Source organism: Kribbella deserti (assembly GCF_042434725.1).
GTDB lineage: Bacteria > Actinomycetota > Actinomycetes > Propionibacteriales > Kribbellaceae > Kribbella > Kribbella deserti.
In genome coordinates this window covers 362,573-377,379 of record NZ_JBHLTC010000030.1, presented here as the reverse complement: position 1 = coordinate 377,379, position 14,807 = coordinate 362,573, and the positions used below count along the sequence as shown (strand labels likewise).

Annotated in this window: 10 protein-coding genes and 1 rRNA gene; 7 read left to right on the top strand and 4 right to left on the bottom strand. The window is 68.1% G+C overall.

All coding sequences use genetic code 11. The annotated features are described in order from the left end of the window. The first annotated feature begins 106 nt into the window (after nucleotides 1-106). From rrf to ACFFGN_RS24455, 3 genes are all read left to right on the top strand, one after another. A 5S ribosomal RNA gene (gene rrf, locus ACFFGN_RS24465) occupies nucleotides 107-224 on the top strand. Nucleotides 225-484: 260 nt separating this feature from the next. Next, complete coding sequence (locus tag ACFFGN_RS24460) at nucleotides 485-1,504, top strand: sialidase family protein (protein ID WP_380051684.1); 1,020 nt, start codon at nucleotides 485-487, stop codon at nucleotides 1,502-1,504. A 73-nt stretch (nucleotides 1,505-1,577) separates the two neighbouring features. Continuing rightward, nucleotides 1,578-2,636 carry a sialidase family protein gene (locus ACFFGN_RS24455; RefSeq protein WP_380051682.1) on the top strand — a complete coding sequence of 353 codons (1,059 nt, stop codon included), beginning with the start codon at nucleotides 1,578-1,580 and terminating at the stop codon, nucleotides 2,634-2,636. A gap of 16 nt (nucleotides 2,637-2,652) precedes the next feature. On the opposite strand, the gene ACFFGN_RS24450 is transcribed toward ACFFGN_RS24455, so the two are convergent. Then, nucleotides 2,653-3,141 (bottom strand): GNAT family N-acetyltransferase, encoded by a 489-nt coding sequence (locus tag ACFFGN_RS24450; RefSeq protein WP_380051680.1) that lies wholly within the window; start codon nucleotides 3,139-3,141, stop codon nucleotides 2,653-2,655. 233 nt (nucleotides 3,142-3,374) lie between these two features. Between ACFFGN_RS24450 and dnaK the strand changes: the two genes are divergently transcribed. Genes dnaK through ACFFGN_RS24430 form a run of 4 tightly spaced genes read left to right on the top strand, consistent with a single transcriptional unit; the run spans nucleotide 3,375 to nucleotide 7,552 of the window. After that, on the top strand, nucleotides 3,375-5,243 hold the full coding sequence (gene dnaK, locus ACFFGN_RS24445; RefSeq protein ID WP_380051678.1) for a molecular chaperone DnaK: 1,869 nt from the start codon (nucleotides 3,375-3,377) through the stop codon (nucleotides 5,241-5,243). Beyond that, nucleotides 5,240-5,887: a nucleotide exchange factor GrpE gene (grpE, locus tag ACFFGN_RS24440; RefSeq protein WP_380051676.1), complete on the top strand. Its 648-nt coding sequence runs from the start codon at nucleotides 5,240-5,242 to the stop codon at nucleotides 5,885-5,887. The genes dnaK and grpE overlap by 4 nt, the downstream gene beginning before the upstream one ends. A gap of 28 nt (nucleotides 5,888-5,915) precedes the next feature. Beyond that, nucleotides 5,916-7,091 carry a molecular chaperone DnaJ gene (gene dnaJ / locus ACFFGN_RS24435; protein WP_380051674.1) on the top strand — a complete coding sequence of 392 codons (1,176 nt, stop codon included), beginning with the start codon at nucleotides 5,916-5,918 and terminating at the stop codon, nucleotides 7,089-7,091. Further along, nucleotides 7,091-7,552, top strand: coding sequence for a heat shock protein transcriptional repressor HspR (locus tag ACFFGN_RS24430; RefSeq protein WP_446685216.1), 462 nt, complete (start codon nucleotides 7,091-7,093; stop codon nucleotides 7,550-7,552). The genes dnaJ and ACFFGN_RS24430 overlap by 1 nt, the downstream gene beginning before the upstream one ends. A 108-nt stretch (nucleotides 7,553-7,660) precedes the next feature. On the opposite strand, the gene argG is transcribed toward ACFFGN_RS24430, so the two are convergent. The 3 genes from argG to ACFFGN_RS24415 all read right to left on the bottom strand — a co-directional run bounded on the left by argG (nucleotide 7,661) and on the right by ACFFGN_RS24415 (nucleotide 14,720). Continuing rightward, nucleotides 7,661-9,082, bottom strand: a complete 1,422-nt coding sequence (gene argG / locus ACFFGN_RS24425; RefSeq protein WP_380051672.1) for an argininosuccinate synthase — start codon at nucleotides 9,080-9,082, stop codon at nucleotides 7,661-7,663. A 623-nt stretch (nucleotides 9,083-9,705) separates the two neighbouring features. Then, nucleotides 9,706-11,007 carry a glycosyltransferase 87 family protein gene (locus ACFFGN_RS24420; protein ID WP_380051670.1) on the bottom strand — a complete coding sequence of 434 codons (1,302 nt, stop codon included), beginning with the start codon at nucleotides 11,005-11,007 and terminating at the stop codon, nucleotides 9,706-9,708. Nucleotides 11,008-11,036: 29 nt separating this feature from the next. Further along, entirely contained in the window at nucleotides 11,037-14,720 is a 3,684-nt protein-coding gene (locus tag ACFFGN_RS24415) for a S8 family serine peptidase (protein ID WP_380051668.1), read from the bottom strand. Nucleotides 14,721-14,807 lie beyond the last annotated feature (87 nt).

The window sequence follows — 14,807 nt, the reverse complement described above, 5'->3', positions numbered from 1 at the left end:
ACAACAAACATGAACTTGCGCAACATACGCGTCCACTATGCAGCTCTCAGAACACAGCCAACACACCCAGCAACACCGGTGAGATTGGCTCATGTTCTACAAGAGTTACGGTGACCATAGCGTCGGGGAAACACCCAGTCTCCATTCCGAACCTGGAAGTTAAGCCCGCCAGCGCCGATGGTACTGCGACCGGGAGGTCGTGGGAGAGTAGGACGTCGCCGGACATTCACACTGTTAAGGGCCACCCGGCAACGGGTGGCCCTTAACATTTGTGCCCCCCCTTTTTCCGCATTCTCCCGATCGGCCGTCTCTCCCCGATTGCCCGCTCCCTGTGGTGCGGAGTGCCACCGCACGAAGGCGATCACTGAGGGCTGGCCGGAATGAGTTGCCGGCCATGGCCGGTCACGTCGACGGCTGGAACGGTCGTGAGGTCCGGTCGGTGTGCCTCGGCGAGGGCTTCGGTAGCGGGATAGGCTCAGGCCGTATGACTCAGGTGACCGTCGCCAGGACCCTCGAGGGTCAACTTCCGTTCTTCCCCAACGCCATTCGTCTCCTGGACGGGCGCATCCTGGTCGTCTATCGGGAGGGCCGGCACCACGTCAGCAGCGTCGGCCGGATCGCCATGGTCGAGAGCCCCGATGACGGCGCGACCTGGTCCGAGCCGCGGATCGTCGTCGATACCCTGCTCGACGACCGCGACCCCATGCTCGTACAACTCAGCACCGGGGACATCCTGCTCAGTTACTTCCGCATCGACTGGCACAAGCTCCCTTGGGAAGTCCCCGGCGTAGACGTCATCCGCTCCACCGACGGCGGCCACACCTGGGGTGAGCCCGTCGAGGTCGGCTCCACCATGCGTCAGGAGACCGACGAGCGGTGGCACCGTTTCCGCGCCGGTCATATTGCGAGCCACGGCCAGATCCTCGAACTGCCCAACGGCGATCTGCTGGCCCCTGTGTACGGCGTCTTCCCCGGCGATACGCACCACTCCGCAAGCGTCGTACGGTCCACCGACAAGGGCGGGACCTGGCGCGCGGAGGACGAGGTGGTGATCGGGCGCAAGCCTGGCCGGATGTACGTCGAGCCGGTGCTCACGCTTCTCCCTGGTGGTCAGGTGACGGCCTTGCTCCGGACGGACCAGGACGCCGAGTTGACCCGTTCTGACGACAACGGCCATACCTGGTCGACGCCCGAGCCGCTCGAACTGCACGCCTCGTCGGCCGACACGATCACTTTGGCCGATGGCAGCGTGCTGCTCGCCTACGGCGACGTCTCGAAGCGGCTCAACCCGGGCCGGCCTACCCTCGCGACGATCATCACTGATCCGCTGGGGCCGTGGGACAAGGGAGTTCAGCACCTGGTGCACGATGCCGGCGCGGAGACGTTCGACCAGGCCAACCCGGCTGTGGTCGAGCTGTCGGATGGCCGGCTGCTGATCATCAGCTACGACATCTTCCAGCGAGAGATCGTCGCCGTCTTCCGTGATCGCGCCGCCCTGACCTGAGCCGCCCGGCGAACTCGTTCGGCCAGCGGGCCGGCGAACCAATCCGACCAGCGGCAACGCATCCGGAAGGCCCATGCTCGAGTTGCCAGTGATCCGCCGGTTCACGCTGGCTCGTACCCGGCACGGTGAGCTGCCTTTCCTGCCCACGCTCGCGCGGCTGGCCGACGGCCGGCTGCTCGCGGCGTACCGGGTGGCAAGGGCGCACACCCACTGCGTCGGCCGGATCGCCGTCGTCGAGAGCTCCGACGACGGCACCACCTGGTCCGAACCGCGGATCGTCGTCGACACCCTGCTCGACGACCGCGACCCCATGCTCGTACAACTGACCACCGGCGACATCCTGCTCAGCTACTTCCGCATCAACTGGCACACCCTGCCCTGGGAAGTTCCCGGCGTAGACGTCATCCGCTCCACCGACGGCGGCCACTCCTGGGGAGAACCCACGCCCATCGGCTCCACTATGCGGCGTGAGACCGATCAAAGTTGGCGGGGCTTCCGGACGGGTCACATCGCTACGCACGGCCCGATCCTGGAACTGTCCGGTGGTGATCTACTCGCGCCCATCTACGGCGTCGCGCCCGGCGGTACGGCGTACGTGAGCAGTGTGGTCCGATCCACCGACAGCGGCCATACGTGGCCAGAGTCGAGCGAGGTCATTCTGGGCGCCGGGTACGTCGAACCCGTCCTGACGCTGTTGCCGAATGGCCAGGTGACGGCACTGCTCCGGACGGATGACGGGTCGCCTGGACTCTCAGGGCCCGCCACAACCGACGTACGGGCGCGTCTGACGCGTTCCGACGACCACGGCCACACCTGGTCGTCGCCCGAGGTTCTACGCCTGCAGGCGTCTTCTGCGGCGACAGCCACTCTCGCGGACGGCGGGGTTCTCTTGGCCTACGGGGATCTCGCGGACAGCCCACGCAGGCCGACGCGGGTCACGGTGATCGACGATCCACTGGCGTCCTGGGACGGCGACAAAGGCCCGATCGTGCACGACGCAGGTAGAAGTGCCCTGGAGACCTACGACCAGGCCAATCCCGCCGTGGCCGAATTGCCCGACGGGACGTTGCTGGTCGTCAGCTACGACATCCACACCCGGGAGGTGGTCGGCGCGGCCCTAGGTCGTCGCTGATCTCCCGGATCTGGAACTACTCTCCGAGCTCCTTGGCCATCAGTGCGGTCGTACGGCCGTCGGCGTGGCTGAGTTTGCCGACCTCGGTGAAGCCCCGTTCGGCGTGGAAGGCGAGGCCTGCGGTGGCCGGCGGGTTCGAGTTGATCTCGCAGACCAACCGCTCGAACGGCCGGGCGGCCTTCTCGAGCGCCCGGTAGATCATGCTGGCCGCGCCTTTACGGCGGAAGGGCTCAGCGGTCACCACCCGGTCGACGTACAGGAACTTGGCACCGTAGGTCTCGGAGAACCATTGGTAGTCGAGGCGGTCGTGCGACGCCCCAGGGGTAAAGGTCAGCGCGAACGCCGCGACCTGGCCGTCGATCTCGACGACGGCGGAGTGCGCGGAGATCAGCCGGAGCCAGTCCAGCCGGTCCGGCGTAAGGGTGTTGGGGAGGTGGGCGGCAGAAGCTGTATTGATCGCGAGTACGGCGGGCTCGTCTGCGGTGGTCATCGGGCGAAGCTTCACCGAGCCACCTTCCCATGCCGGACGGCTCTGGGGGCAGGGGGAGATCAGGGGATGACCCCAGCCGGCCCTGAATCCTTTACCTCGATCTTGGGAATGACCTGGTCATGTGCCATGTTGAGTCAGGTGTACTCAACTTTGCCGGATCGATCACACCGGTCCCCGGCGATTTGAACTCCGGGCTCCGGCCCGGCAACATTGAGTCCGCATCACTCAACTTCGTGGAGGTAACGCACATGGCCCGCGCGGTCGGTATCGATCTCGGTACGACGAACTCCGTCATCGCCGTACTCGAAGGTGGCGAGCCCACCGTCATCCCCAACGCCGAAGGCGCCCGTACGACGCCCTCGGTCGTGGCCTTCGCCAAGAACGGCGAGGTCCTGGTCGGCGAGGTGGCCAAGCGCCAGGCCACCACGAACGTCGACCGCACGATTCGCTCCGTCAAGCGTCACATGGGCGAGAGCTGGAACGTCGACATCGACGGCAAGAAGTTCACCCCGCAGCAGATCAGCGCCTTCGTGCTGCAGAAGCTGAAGCGCGACGCCGAGGCCTACCTCGGTGAGCAGGTCACGGACGCGGTCATCACCGTGCCGGCCTACTTCTCCGACGCGCAGCGCCAGGCGACCAAGGAGGCCGGCGAGATCGCCGGTCTGAACGTGCACCGGATCGTCAACGAGCCCACCGCGGCCGCCCTGGCGTACGGGCTGGACAAGGGCACCGAGCAGACCATCCTGGTCTTCGACCTCGGCGGCGGTACGTTCGATGTCTCGCTGCTGGAGATCGGCGACGGTGTCTTCGAGGTGAAGGCCACCAGCGGTGACAACCACCTCGGTGGTGACGACTGGGACCAGCGCATCGTGCAGTGGCTGGTGACCCAGTTCAAGAACAAGAACGGCACGGACCTGTCCGGCGACAAGATGGCCATGCAGCGTCTGCAGGAAGCCGCCGAGAAGGCGAAGATCGAGCTGTCCAGCGCGGCTGAGACCTCGATTCACCTGCCGTACCTGAGCCTGACCGACTCCGGCCCGCTGCACCTGGAGGAGAAGCTCTCCCGGGCCGAGTTCCAGAAGCTGACGAACGACCTGCTCGAGCGCGCCCGCGCGCCGTTCAAGGCCGTCATCAAGGACGCCGGTATCGACGTGTCGAAGATCGACCACGTCATCCTGGTCGGCGGTTCCACCCGGATGCCCGCGGTGGCCGAGCTGGTCAAGGAGCTGACCGGTGGCAAGGACCCGAACAAGGGCGTGAACCCGGACGAGGTCGTCGCGGTCGGCGCCTCCCTGCAGGCCGGCGTGCTGAAGGGTGAGGTCAAGGACGTCCTGCTGCTCGACGTGACCCCGCTGAGCCTTGGTATCGAGACCAAGGGTGGCGTGTTCACCAAGATCATCGAGCGCAACACCACGATCCCGACCAAGGGCTCGGAGATCTTCACCACCGCCGAGGACAACCAGCCGTCGGTGATGATCCAGGTCTACCAGGGTGAGCGCGAGATGGCCCGCGACAACAAGTCGCTCGGCAACTTCGAGCTGACCGGCCTGCCGCCGGCGCCGCGCAACGTGCCGCAGATCGAGGTTACCTTCGACATCGACGCGAACGGCATCGTGCACGTCAACGCCAAGGACCTGGCCACCGGCAAGGAGCAGCGGATGACGGTCACGGGTGGCTCCGCGCTGCCGAAGACCGACATCGAGCAGATGGTCCGCGACGCCGAGCAGTACGCCGAAGAGGACCGCAAGCGCCGCGAGGCCGTCGAGAACCGCAACCAGGCCGAGGGCCTCGTCTACCAGACCGAGAAGTTCCTCGGCGAGAACGAGGACAAGATCCCGGACGACGTGAAGACCGAGGTCAAGGACGGCGTCGAGGAGTTGAAGAAGGCGCTCGAGGGCACCGACGACGAGGCGATCAAGGCCGCGTCGGAGAAGCTCGGCCAGTCCAGCCAGAAGATGGGCGCCGCGATGTATGCGAACGCTCAGGCCGCCGGTGGCGCCGACGAGAACTCCGCCAACGCCGACTCGGCGAGCAACGACAGCTCTGACGACGACGTGGTCGACGCCGAGATCGTCGACGACGAGCCGAAGGCCAAGCCGGAGGGCGACACCAAGTGACCGATCGACCGTCCGAGTTCGGTGACGGCGAGCCCGTCGTCACCGACAAGCGCCGGATCGACCCAGAGACCGGCCAATTGCGCGAGACCGCGAAAGCGGCCGGCGGACCCAGCCCGGACCCCGCGGCGGCCCAGCCGCCGCGGGACCCGTCCGATCTGATCGGCCCCAGCGCCCAGGAGGCTCTGCTCACCGAAGCGCTCGCGGAACGTACGGCGGACCTGCAGCGGTTGCAGGCGGAGTACGTCAACTACAAGCGCCGGGTCGACCGGGACCGCGAGGCCAATCGCGAGCTCGTCATCGGCTCGGTACTGACCGAGTTGCTGCAGACGCTGGACGACATCGGCCGCGCTCGCGAGGCGGGTGAACTCGAAGGCGCCTTCAAGGCCGTCGCCGAGTCCGTCGAGCGGGTCACCGAGAAGCTCGGCCTGGTGAAGTTCGGCGAGGTCGGCGACGAGTTCGACCCCCGGATCCACGAGGCGCTGATGCACAACTACTCCGACGAGGTGGATCGCCCGACCGCGACGCTGGTGATGCAGCCGGGTTACCGCCTCGGCGAGCGCATCCTGCGCGCCGCCCGGGTCGCCGTCTCGGAACCGACCGAGCAGCTCCCCGAGGCAGCCGCCGACAACAAGCCTGAGGAATAGCGATTCCCCGACAGGAGGTGAGGCGTCGATGAGTACGAAAGACTGGTTGGAGAAGGACTTCTACAAGGTTCTCGGCGTCTCCAAGACGGCAGAGCCGGACGAGATCAAGAAGGCCTACCGCAAACTGGCGCGCAAGTACCACCCGGACTCCAACGCCGGGGACGCCACTGCGGAGGCCAAGTTCAAAGAGGTCTCCGAGGCATATGACGTCGTCGGGGACGCCAAGAAGCGCAAGGAGTACGACGAGGCCCGTCGGCTCTTCGGCAGCGGAGGCTTCCGCATGCCGGGGAGTGCCGGCGGCCAGGGGCAGGGCTTCGGCTTCGACGTGGGCGACCTGTTCAACCGGTCCGGCGCCAGCGGTAGTGCCGGCGGCGGTCTGGGCGACATCCTCGGCGGCATGTTCGGTGGTGGTGGCCGGACCACGACCACCAGCTCCACCGCGCGGCCGCGCCGGGGCGCCGATATCGAGACCGAGGCGACGATCGAGTTCGCCGAAGCGGTGAACGGGGTGACCGTCGCGCTGCGCATGACCAGCGACGCGCCCTGCAAGACCTGCCGCGGTACGGGCGCGAAGTACGGCACCGTGCCGAAGGTCTGCCTCAAGTGCGAAGGCACCGGTATGCAGACCTCGGTGCAAGGTGGCGTCTTCGCGATGACCGAGCCCTGCACCGAGTGCAAGGGCCGCGGTCTGGTCGTGGACCAGCCGTGCGAGACCTGCCACGGTTCCGGCCGTGGCCAGTCGAGCCGGACGATGCAGGTCCGGATCCCCGCGGGCGTCACCGACGGCCAGCGGATCCGCCTGAAGGGCAAGGGCGCGGCCGGCGAACGAGGTGGCCCCTCCGGCGACCTCTACGTCACCGTGCACGTGAACGGACACCGCATCTTCGGCCGTCAGGGCGAGCACCTGACGCTGACGGTGCCGGTCAGCTTCACCGAGGCCGCGCTCGGCGCCGAGATCAAGGTCCCGACCCTCGACGGGTTGCCCGTCACAGTTCGCATTCCGGCTGGTACGGCGAACGGCAGCAAGCTCCGCGTCCGCGGCAAGGGTTCCGTCCGCCGTGACGGCACCAAGGGCGATCTGCTGCTGACGATCGACGTACAGGTTCCGCACGACCTCACCGCGGAGCAGCGCGCCAAGCTGCAGGAGTTCTCCTCGGCGTCGGCACAGCCGGATCTACGAGCCGGGTTGTTCGGGACGGCGTGATGACCATGCCGTTCACGGGCCAGCCGACCTGGGACTGGGACGACCGCACCCCGATCTATGTGATCTCCGTGGCGGCCCAGTTGGCGGGAATGCATCCGCAGACCCTCCGGCAGTACGACCGGCTCGGCCTCGTCGTTCCTTCCCGGGCGACGGGCCGCGGCCGGCGCTATTCGGCGTACGACGTGGCGCGGCTGCGGTATGTCCAGCACCTTTCGCAGGAAGAGGGCGTCAACCTCGCGGGGATCCGGCGCATTCTCGACCTGCAGTCCGAGGTGGAGGACCTGCGCAAGCGGGTCAACCAGTTGCTGGCCGAGGTGCAGCGTGGTGTCGGCCCGATGGCCACCCAGCGGGTCAGCCGGATCTTCTCGGCCGGACCGGCTGGTGACGTCATCGCGATGGGCCGCCAGCAGACCACCACCCGGTGGATCCGAACCCAGCCGCTGGAGCTCGGCCCGCGCTGATAAACCTGAGCCGTGCTGAAAACCTGAGCCGCGCTGAAGAACTTGAGCAAAACGAAACCCCCGGCCGCTCGAGCGCCGGGGGTTTCGTTATGCCTGCTGGTCCAGCGACTAGTCGGTGCCGAACTCCATCGCGGCCCGGTCGAGCGCCTCGGCCTCGTCGTCCGGGGCGTCGCCGCCGCGGGACGCGATCGCCTCCGCGCCACCGGCCGGCATCGCGCCGATCAGCTCGGTGTGGGTGGCCCCGATCAGCCCGAGTCCGGCGTACTCCTCGAGCTTGGCGCGGGAGTCGGCGATGTCGAGGTTGCGCATGGTCAACTGGCCGATCCGGTCCACCGGGCCGAACGCGGCGTCCTCCGTGCGCTCCATCGACAGCTTGTCCGGGTGGTAGCTGAACGACGGGCCCGTGGTGTCCATGATCGAGTAGTCCTCGCCACGCCGCAGCCGCAACGTCACCTCACCGCTGACGGCCGAACCGACCCACCGCTGCAGGGACTCCCGCAGCATCAGCGACTGCGGGTCGAGCCAGCGGCCCTCGTACATCAACCGGCCGAGCCGGCGGCCGTGGGCGTGGTAGTTCGCGATCGTGTCCTCGTTGTGGATCGCGTTCAGCAGCCGCTCGTAGGCGATGTGCAGCAGGGCCAGGCCGGGCGCCTCGTAGATGCCGCGGCTCTTGGCCTCGATCACCCGGTTCTCGATCTGGTCGGACATGCCCAGGCCGTGCCGGCCGCCGATGGTGTTGGCCTCCTTGACCAGATCCACGGCGGACTCGAACTTGGTGCCGTTGATCGTGACGGGCCGGCCCTGCTCGAACTGGATCGAGACATCCTCGGTGGCGATCTCGACCTCGGGGTCCCAGAACCGCACGCCCATGATCGGATCGACGATCTCGATCCCGTGGTCGAGGTGCTCCAGGGTCTTGGCCTCGTGCGTCGCGCCCCAGATGTTCGCGTCGGTGGAGTAGGCCTTTTCGGTGCTGTCGCGGTAGGGCAGCCCGTGGGCCACCAGCCACTCCGACATCTCCTTACGGCCGCCGAGCTCGGTCACGAAGTCCGCGTCGAGCCAGGGCTTGTAGATGCGCAGGTGCGGGTTCGCGAGCAGGCCGTAGCGGTAGAACCGCTCGATGTCGTTGCCCTTGAACGTCGAGCCGTCGCCCCAGATCTGGACGTTGTCCTCCAGCATCGCCCGCACCAGCAGGGTGCCGGTGACGGCGCGGCCGAGCGGGGTGGTGTTGAAGTACGTCCGGCCGGCGGAGCGGATGTGGAACGCGCCGCAGGTGATCGCGGCCAGGCCCTCCTCGACCAGTGCCTCCTTGCAGTCCACCAGACGCGCGAGCTCCGCGCCGTAGGCCAGCGCGCGGCCCGGGACCGAGTCGATGTCGGGCTCGTCGTACTGCCCGATGTCGGCGGTGTACGTGCAGGGGATGGCGCCCTTGTCGCGCATCCAGGCGACCGCCACGGAGGTGTCGAGACCTCCGGAGAAGGCGATGCCGACGCGTTCGCCGGTGGGCAGCTGAGTAAGCACCTTGGACATGGCCTAAGTATGCGACCGATCGCATAAATATTCAACTCGCCGCAAAACCATCCACTCATGACGGCTGGTCAGAAGGGTCCGATGAACGCCGCCACGCTTGGTCCCTCAGGGCCGATGGGAGCCCGTGGTCTGGTCGCAAGGGGCCCGATGACCGCGCTCACGTCTCCACGCCACGCGTCACCGAGATCTCGTCGTACACCACTCTGCTGGACTCAATTGCGCCCGCTGCCGCGTTTTTGCGGGACTACCTGGCTGCAACCGGCTAGCCGAGCACAAACCTGGCAGTCGGCACACCACAACCCGTTAGCAGCGGTACAACCCGGTAGTCGCGCCCACAACCCGTTGGTGCTGGAAGTGCTTGGTGAGTCCACGGGACGTTTTTCCGCCGCAGGAATGTCCAGTGGACTCACCAAGCCGGGCCTGCCAACGATTCCCCGCGTCGAGGCGTCGCGGCTGGTCACAAGAGTCCGATGACGCGCCACCCCTTGGTCACAACGGTCCGATGAACGCCGACACGCCCGGTAACTCGGGTCCGATGACACGCCGGGGTGCGGTCAGAAGGATCCGATGAACGCCGACACGCCCGGTAACTAGCGTCCGATGAACGGTGACGCGCCGGGTGGCTAGCGTCCGATGAGTGACGGGGTTGGGGTGTCGGGGCGGGGGCGGCGGGTGGGGGTGGGGCGGGTGAGCAGGAGGGCGGTGGTGAGGATGGCGGCGGAGGCCAGGGCGTAGGAGTTGCCCAGGACCAGGTTGTAGCCGCGGTGGGTGAGTTCGAGGTCGTTGAAGTGCGGTGCCCACCATGGCAGGCCGAGGGTGAGGCTGACCGTCCAGAACACGCCGACCAGGGTGAGTACGTGCCGCACCGGGCCCTGGGTGCGGTAGATCCACGCGGCCAGGGCGATCGTGACCGGCAGGGCGAAGACGAAGTGGCCGGTCCAGGAGATCGGTGAGACCAGGCCGATGGTGAGCAGTACCAGCAGGAAGGCCTCGAACGGATAACCCCGCTGGTGGACCTGCTTGGCGGCGATGATGCCGAGCACGCATGCGATCACCGCGGCCATCGGCCAGAGCATGCCGGCCAGGTCGGCGTCAGCGAGTACGCGCGTGAGAACCCCGCGGATCGACTGGTTCGCGACCATGTACGCGACGCCCGGGCGACTCGTATCGAGCATGTAGCCGGTGAAGAAGTCCGTTGTCTGCAACGGCATCACGATCGCCCCGAACACCATCGTGCCAACGGTCGCGACCGCGGCGACGACGGCCTCGCGGTATCGCTTGCAGGCCAGTAGGTAGAAGAGGAACAACCCGGGCGTGAGCTTGATACCGATGGCGATACCGAGCAGCGCGCCGCGGAACCGCCGCGGGGTGTAGCCGAGCACGTCCAGCATCACCATGGCCAGCAGGATCAGGTTGATCTGGCCGAGGTGGAAGGTCATCCGGATCGGTTCGTACGCGAGACCCGCCACGGCGCAGGCCAGGCCGACCAGGGTCAGGCGGTGCCGGGACCAGCCGAGGCGGGAGCTGTGCCGCAGGCCGAGGCTGCGGTTGGCCGCCCGGACGGAGATCATGCCGATCGTGATCAGGCTGATCACCGACAACGCGGTGATGGCGATCCGGGCCGCGCCGGTGCCGACCAGGGCGAACGGTACGAACAGCAGCGCGGCGAACGGCGGATAGGTGAACCCCAGCGCCATGCCCGGATTCTGCAGGTGGGCCGAGTAGATGTCCTGGCCGTCCAGCAGCCCTTGGGCGGCGACCACGTAGACCCGCAGGTCGTACATGTCGTGGTCCGCGCCCCACTTCAGCAGGCAGGCGGCGAACAGGACGACGACGATGGACCCGTAGCCGATTTTGCGGGCCGGCGAGAGCCGTTTGATCCGGTCGATCTGCAGACGGAGATCGGGGGCCGGGCTAAGGGTCATGCGCGGAGCTTAGTTAACGCACAGGGTCGTCACGGCTTCAGGGAGTAGGCCTTGCTGATCTCTTGACGCAACCGCCCACCTGCCGCATCGGTCGCCTCAACCCGCAAACTCGGCGCGGCGCCCGCCTGGCTGCGCGGATGCACCACCGTCGCGACGTACTTGCCGCGGGCGTACGGCTTCAGCCGCAGCGTGTGCCAGATCTCACCGTCGTACGACAGCTGCAGCCGGGCCGAGGTGATCCGGCTGGCTCGGGCGCCCGCCTGGTGCCGAAGGCCGAGAGTGATACGAACGGGTCGTCCGGCCGATACGGCGCTCAACGGGCCTGCCTGGGGTAGGTCGAGGTCTGCCACCAGGAGCGGCAGCAACTCGCTCTCCGCCTGGGTCGAGCGGAATTCCCAGCTGGAGACGACACGGGTGGAGTACCGCCACCAGGGCAGATCGCGCCGAGCGTCCAGGTCGATCCGGTACCGCCCGGGCTCGGCCGGTACGTCGAAGTCCATGAAGGCCGACTCCACCTCGCCCACCGAGAGGTCGTCGCGCCATACCTTCAGGGCGTACTGCCCGCTGCCGTCGAAAGGCTCGGCGTACTGCTCGGGTCCATGCCCGAACGGACTGAGCGCCACCAGCAGGGACGTCCCGCGGCGGACCACCCGGGCAGGGCCTTCGCCTCCGGCGGGCAGACCGCTTGCGGCGACAGGCATCACCCAGCGCGCCCGGGTCCGCTGGCCCGCGCGATAGGTGCGATCGACCGAGCGCAGGCCGAACGGACTACCCGTGCCGCTGTTGTTCACCACCAGGTAGTCGCTCCAGCGGGTCGAGTTGCCCGAGAGGTACGACGTCCGCCGGTGCGGCGCCACGAACGCGGGCATCAACCAGCTGCCGTACGACGTACCGGCCGGGGTCAGACCGCTCCGGGTCTCCGAGTGCAGCACGCCATCGGTATGACTTCCGAAGGTCTCGTCCATCTGGGCCAGGTCCTGCGGTTGTACCAGCGCCGACGCGTCCCGAGGGATACGCCCGGCCCAGGGCACCACCAGGTCGTACACGTACGGCGTCGCGGCCGTGCCGACGAGGCGGACCGTAACGGCCCGAAGGTGTTTCGCCGCGATCAAGTCATGCGCGGCCGCCCGGCTGGTCCGCAAAACCGGAATGCGCGCACCTTCCGGCGTGAAGAACGGGCCATCGGCGTCGATCCCGGGTTTCGCGGGGTCGTAGAACAGGACGGCCGCAGCGCCCGCCTTCTCGGCGGCGAGGGCCTGTTCCCCAACGGGCTTGGTGCTGGAACGCGCGATCACCGCGAGGCCACCGGTCAGATCGCCGGTCGAGACCACCCGCAGGTTCTTCGTACCGGTGAAGCGCGGCCCGAAGAAGTAGTCCGTCACTGGCAGCGAGCCACCATCCGAGCGAATGGCCCGGTAGGGCGGTACCTCCCAGCGCACGCCGGTGCTGAACTCCGTCCGGCCGGTACGGCGAGACGTGGGCGTCGCGAAGAACCGCCGGGGCGTGCCGATCGTGAGCGCCCCGACCGTGAAGGAATCGCCCCGAACATAGGTCATACCGCGTTCGCGCGCGGCCAGACCAGGCCGCTTCGCCACCGCGGCGTCGACCGGCACGGCCTTGCGCGCGTCCAGCGTGATCGTGGTGGCACCGCGTACGACGACCTCCGCCGAGGCGAGCGCGAAGTCCTCCACCCGGGTGTCGGTGGCGTCCCGGCCGAAGATGCCGGCGACCTCGTACCGCCCAGGTGGAACGCGCAGTACCGCCTTGCCGTTCTCCATCCGTACGCCGGAGCCGACCGCCGCAGGCAGTTCGCCGCCGTCCGGGCGATCCACCGCCAGATCGGACGCGGCAGGACTTCCGTCGAGGTTGTAGCCGCGCATCGCGAGGTCGTATCGCTCGGGCTCGTTGTACCAGCTGAACAAGGTGACCAGCGGATCGCCAGTGGCCTCAGTGGCGGTGATCCGCCCGCTGTGGGCGCCGATCCCGGCCTTGCGACGGTCCACCGTCACGGTGACAGTGGCTTGACCGCGGGCCGGAATCACCACGGCGGTCTTATCCAGCTTGAGGCCTAGGTCAGTCTTGAACCGGAGCGTGACCGGAACGGCGCTCGGGTTGCGGTAGAGCAGCGTGCGCTGGACCGCGTCGCTTGCGGGGTACGGCCAATGCAGCATGCCGAGATCCAGTTCGCCGGAGTCGACCGACACGGTGGGCGCGGTGCCCTGGTCGGCGTCCACTCGGCCCACGCCCTGGCGAGTGATCGCGCCGCCGGGCTGCGGATCGGCCGTCGACAGCAGGCGGGCCTTGAGCTGACGGCCGTGCCACGACGGGTTCGCCTGCGCCAGCAGAACGGCGGCGCCCGCCACGTGCGGCGCGGCCATCGACGTACCGGTGAGGCTGGTGTAGCTGTCGTCGATCGGGCTGCCCTCACTGGTGTTCGCGGCCCGCGGCGCGATCACGCCGGTGCCGGGAGCGGAGATCTCGGGCTTGACCGCGCCGTCGGTCAGCCGCGGGCCACGGCAGGACGAGTCGTTGCTCTTGCCATCGATCTGCAAGTTGCCAACGGCAATCGCCTCGTCGGCGGCCGCGGGGGCAGGGGTTTGCTGCTGGCCGTCTTCGTAACAGTTGCCTGCAGCAACGATAAAGAGAGTGTCGTGCTTGCGGCTGAGCCGGTTGATCGCCTGCGACATCGGATCGCTGCCGTCACTGGCGTCCGCGCTGGCCAGGCTGAGGTTCACGATCTTGGCGCCGCGGGCAACGGCCCATTCCATGCCCGCGATGATGGCCGATTCGCTGCCGCCGCCCTGGTCGTCGAGCACCTTGCCGATCAGGAGCGAGGCCTCCGGCGCGACACCGCGGTACTTGCCGCCGGACGCCGCGCCGCTACCCGCGAGAATGCCCGCCACGTGCGTCCCGTGGCCGACCTTGTCGTCACTGGTCTGCGCGCTGCTGAAGTTGCGGACCTCGGTCAGCCGGCCGGCGAAATCGGGATGCTTCGCATCGATGCCGGTGTCGAGTACGGCGACCTGCACGCCTTTGCCGGTGAGGCCGCGCTTCCAGGCGGCGGGTGACCCGATCTGGGCGACGGTCTTGTCCAGCGCGACGGTGACTTTGCGGTCCAGGCTGATCCGGCGCACGTTCGACGCGCGCAGCCGCGAGGCCAGGCCGAGCCAGAACGTGCGGGCCGAGGCCTTCTCCACGATGGCGGCCTGCGCGCCGAGGCTGCTCAGCACCCGGGTCGCCGTACCGCCGGGAACGAGATCGCGCAGGGCCGGTCCGGGCAACCGGTACGACGGGCCGTCGTACTCGAGGATCACCGGTACGCCCGGGGAGCGGGTGTCGTCGCGGCCTTCGGCGATCAGCGTGGTGACGTCGAACAGGTCCCGGTCGAGCCGCCCGGAGGCCACATCGGCGAGTGCGGCCGACGGAATCACGACGGTATGGCCGCCACTGCGGGTGATCACCGCGGACGTGGACGAACTGCCCGGTCCGGGCTCGAACAACACCTGGTCCAGCGCGCCCGGGCGGGCGGTCAGCAAGACCCGGTCGCCGGTGATCAGCGTGACCCGGATGCCGTCCTTCGGCGGCGCGGGCCGATCGGCGGCGGCCGGCGTGGACGCGGCGGAGGCGGCGGGCAGCTCCGCGGAACTGGGCAGGTGGGGCAGCAGAACGGCGCCCGCCACTAGGACGGACGCGATCCGGTGGGCGCGCGGCAAGAGGCCTCCTCGGCCGAGGGTGATCGAACGGTGCCGAGGCGGACGGCCGGGTGCGTTGCCGCACCCGGCCTGACTTTAACCCGCGGG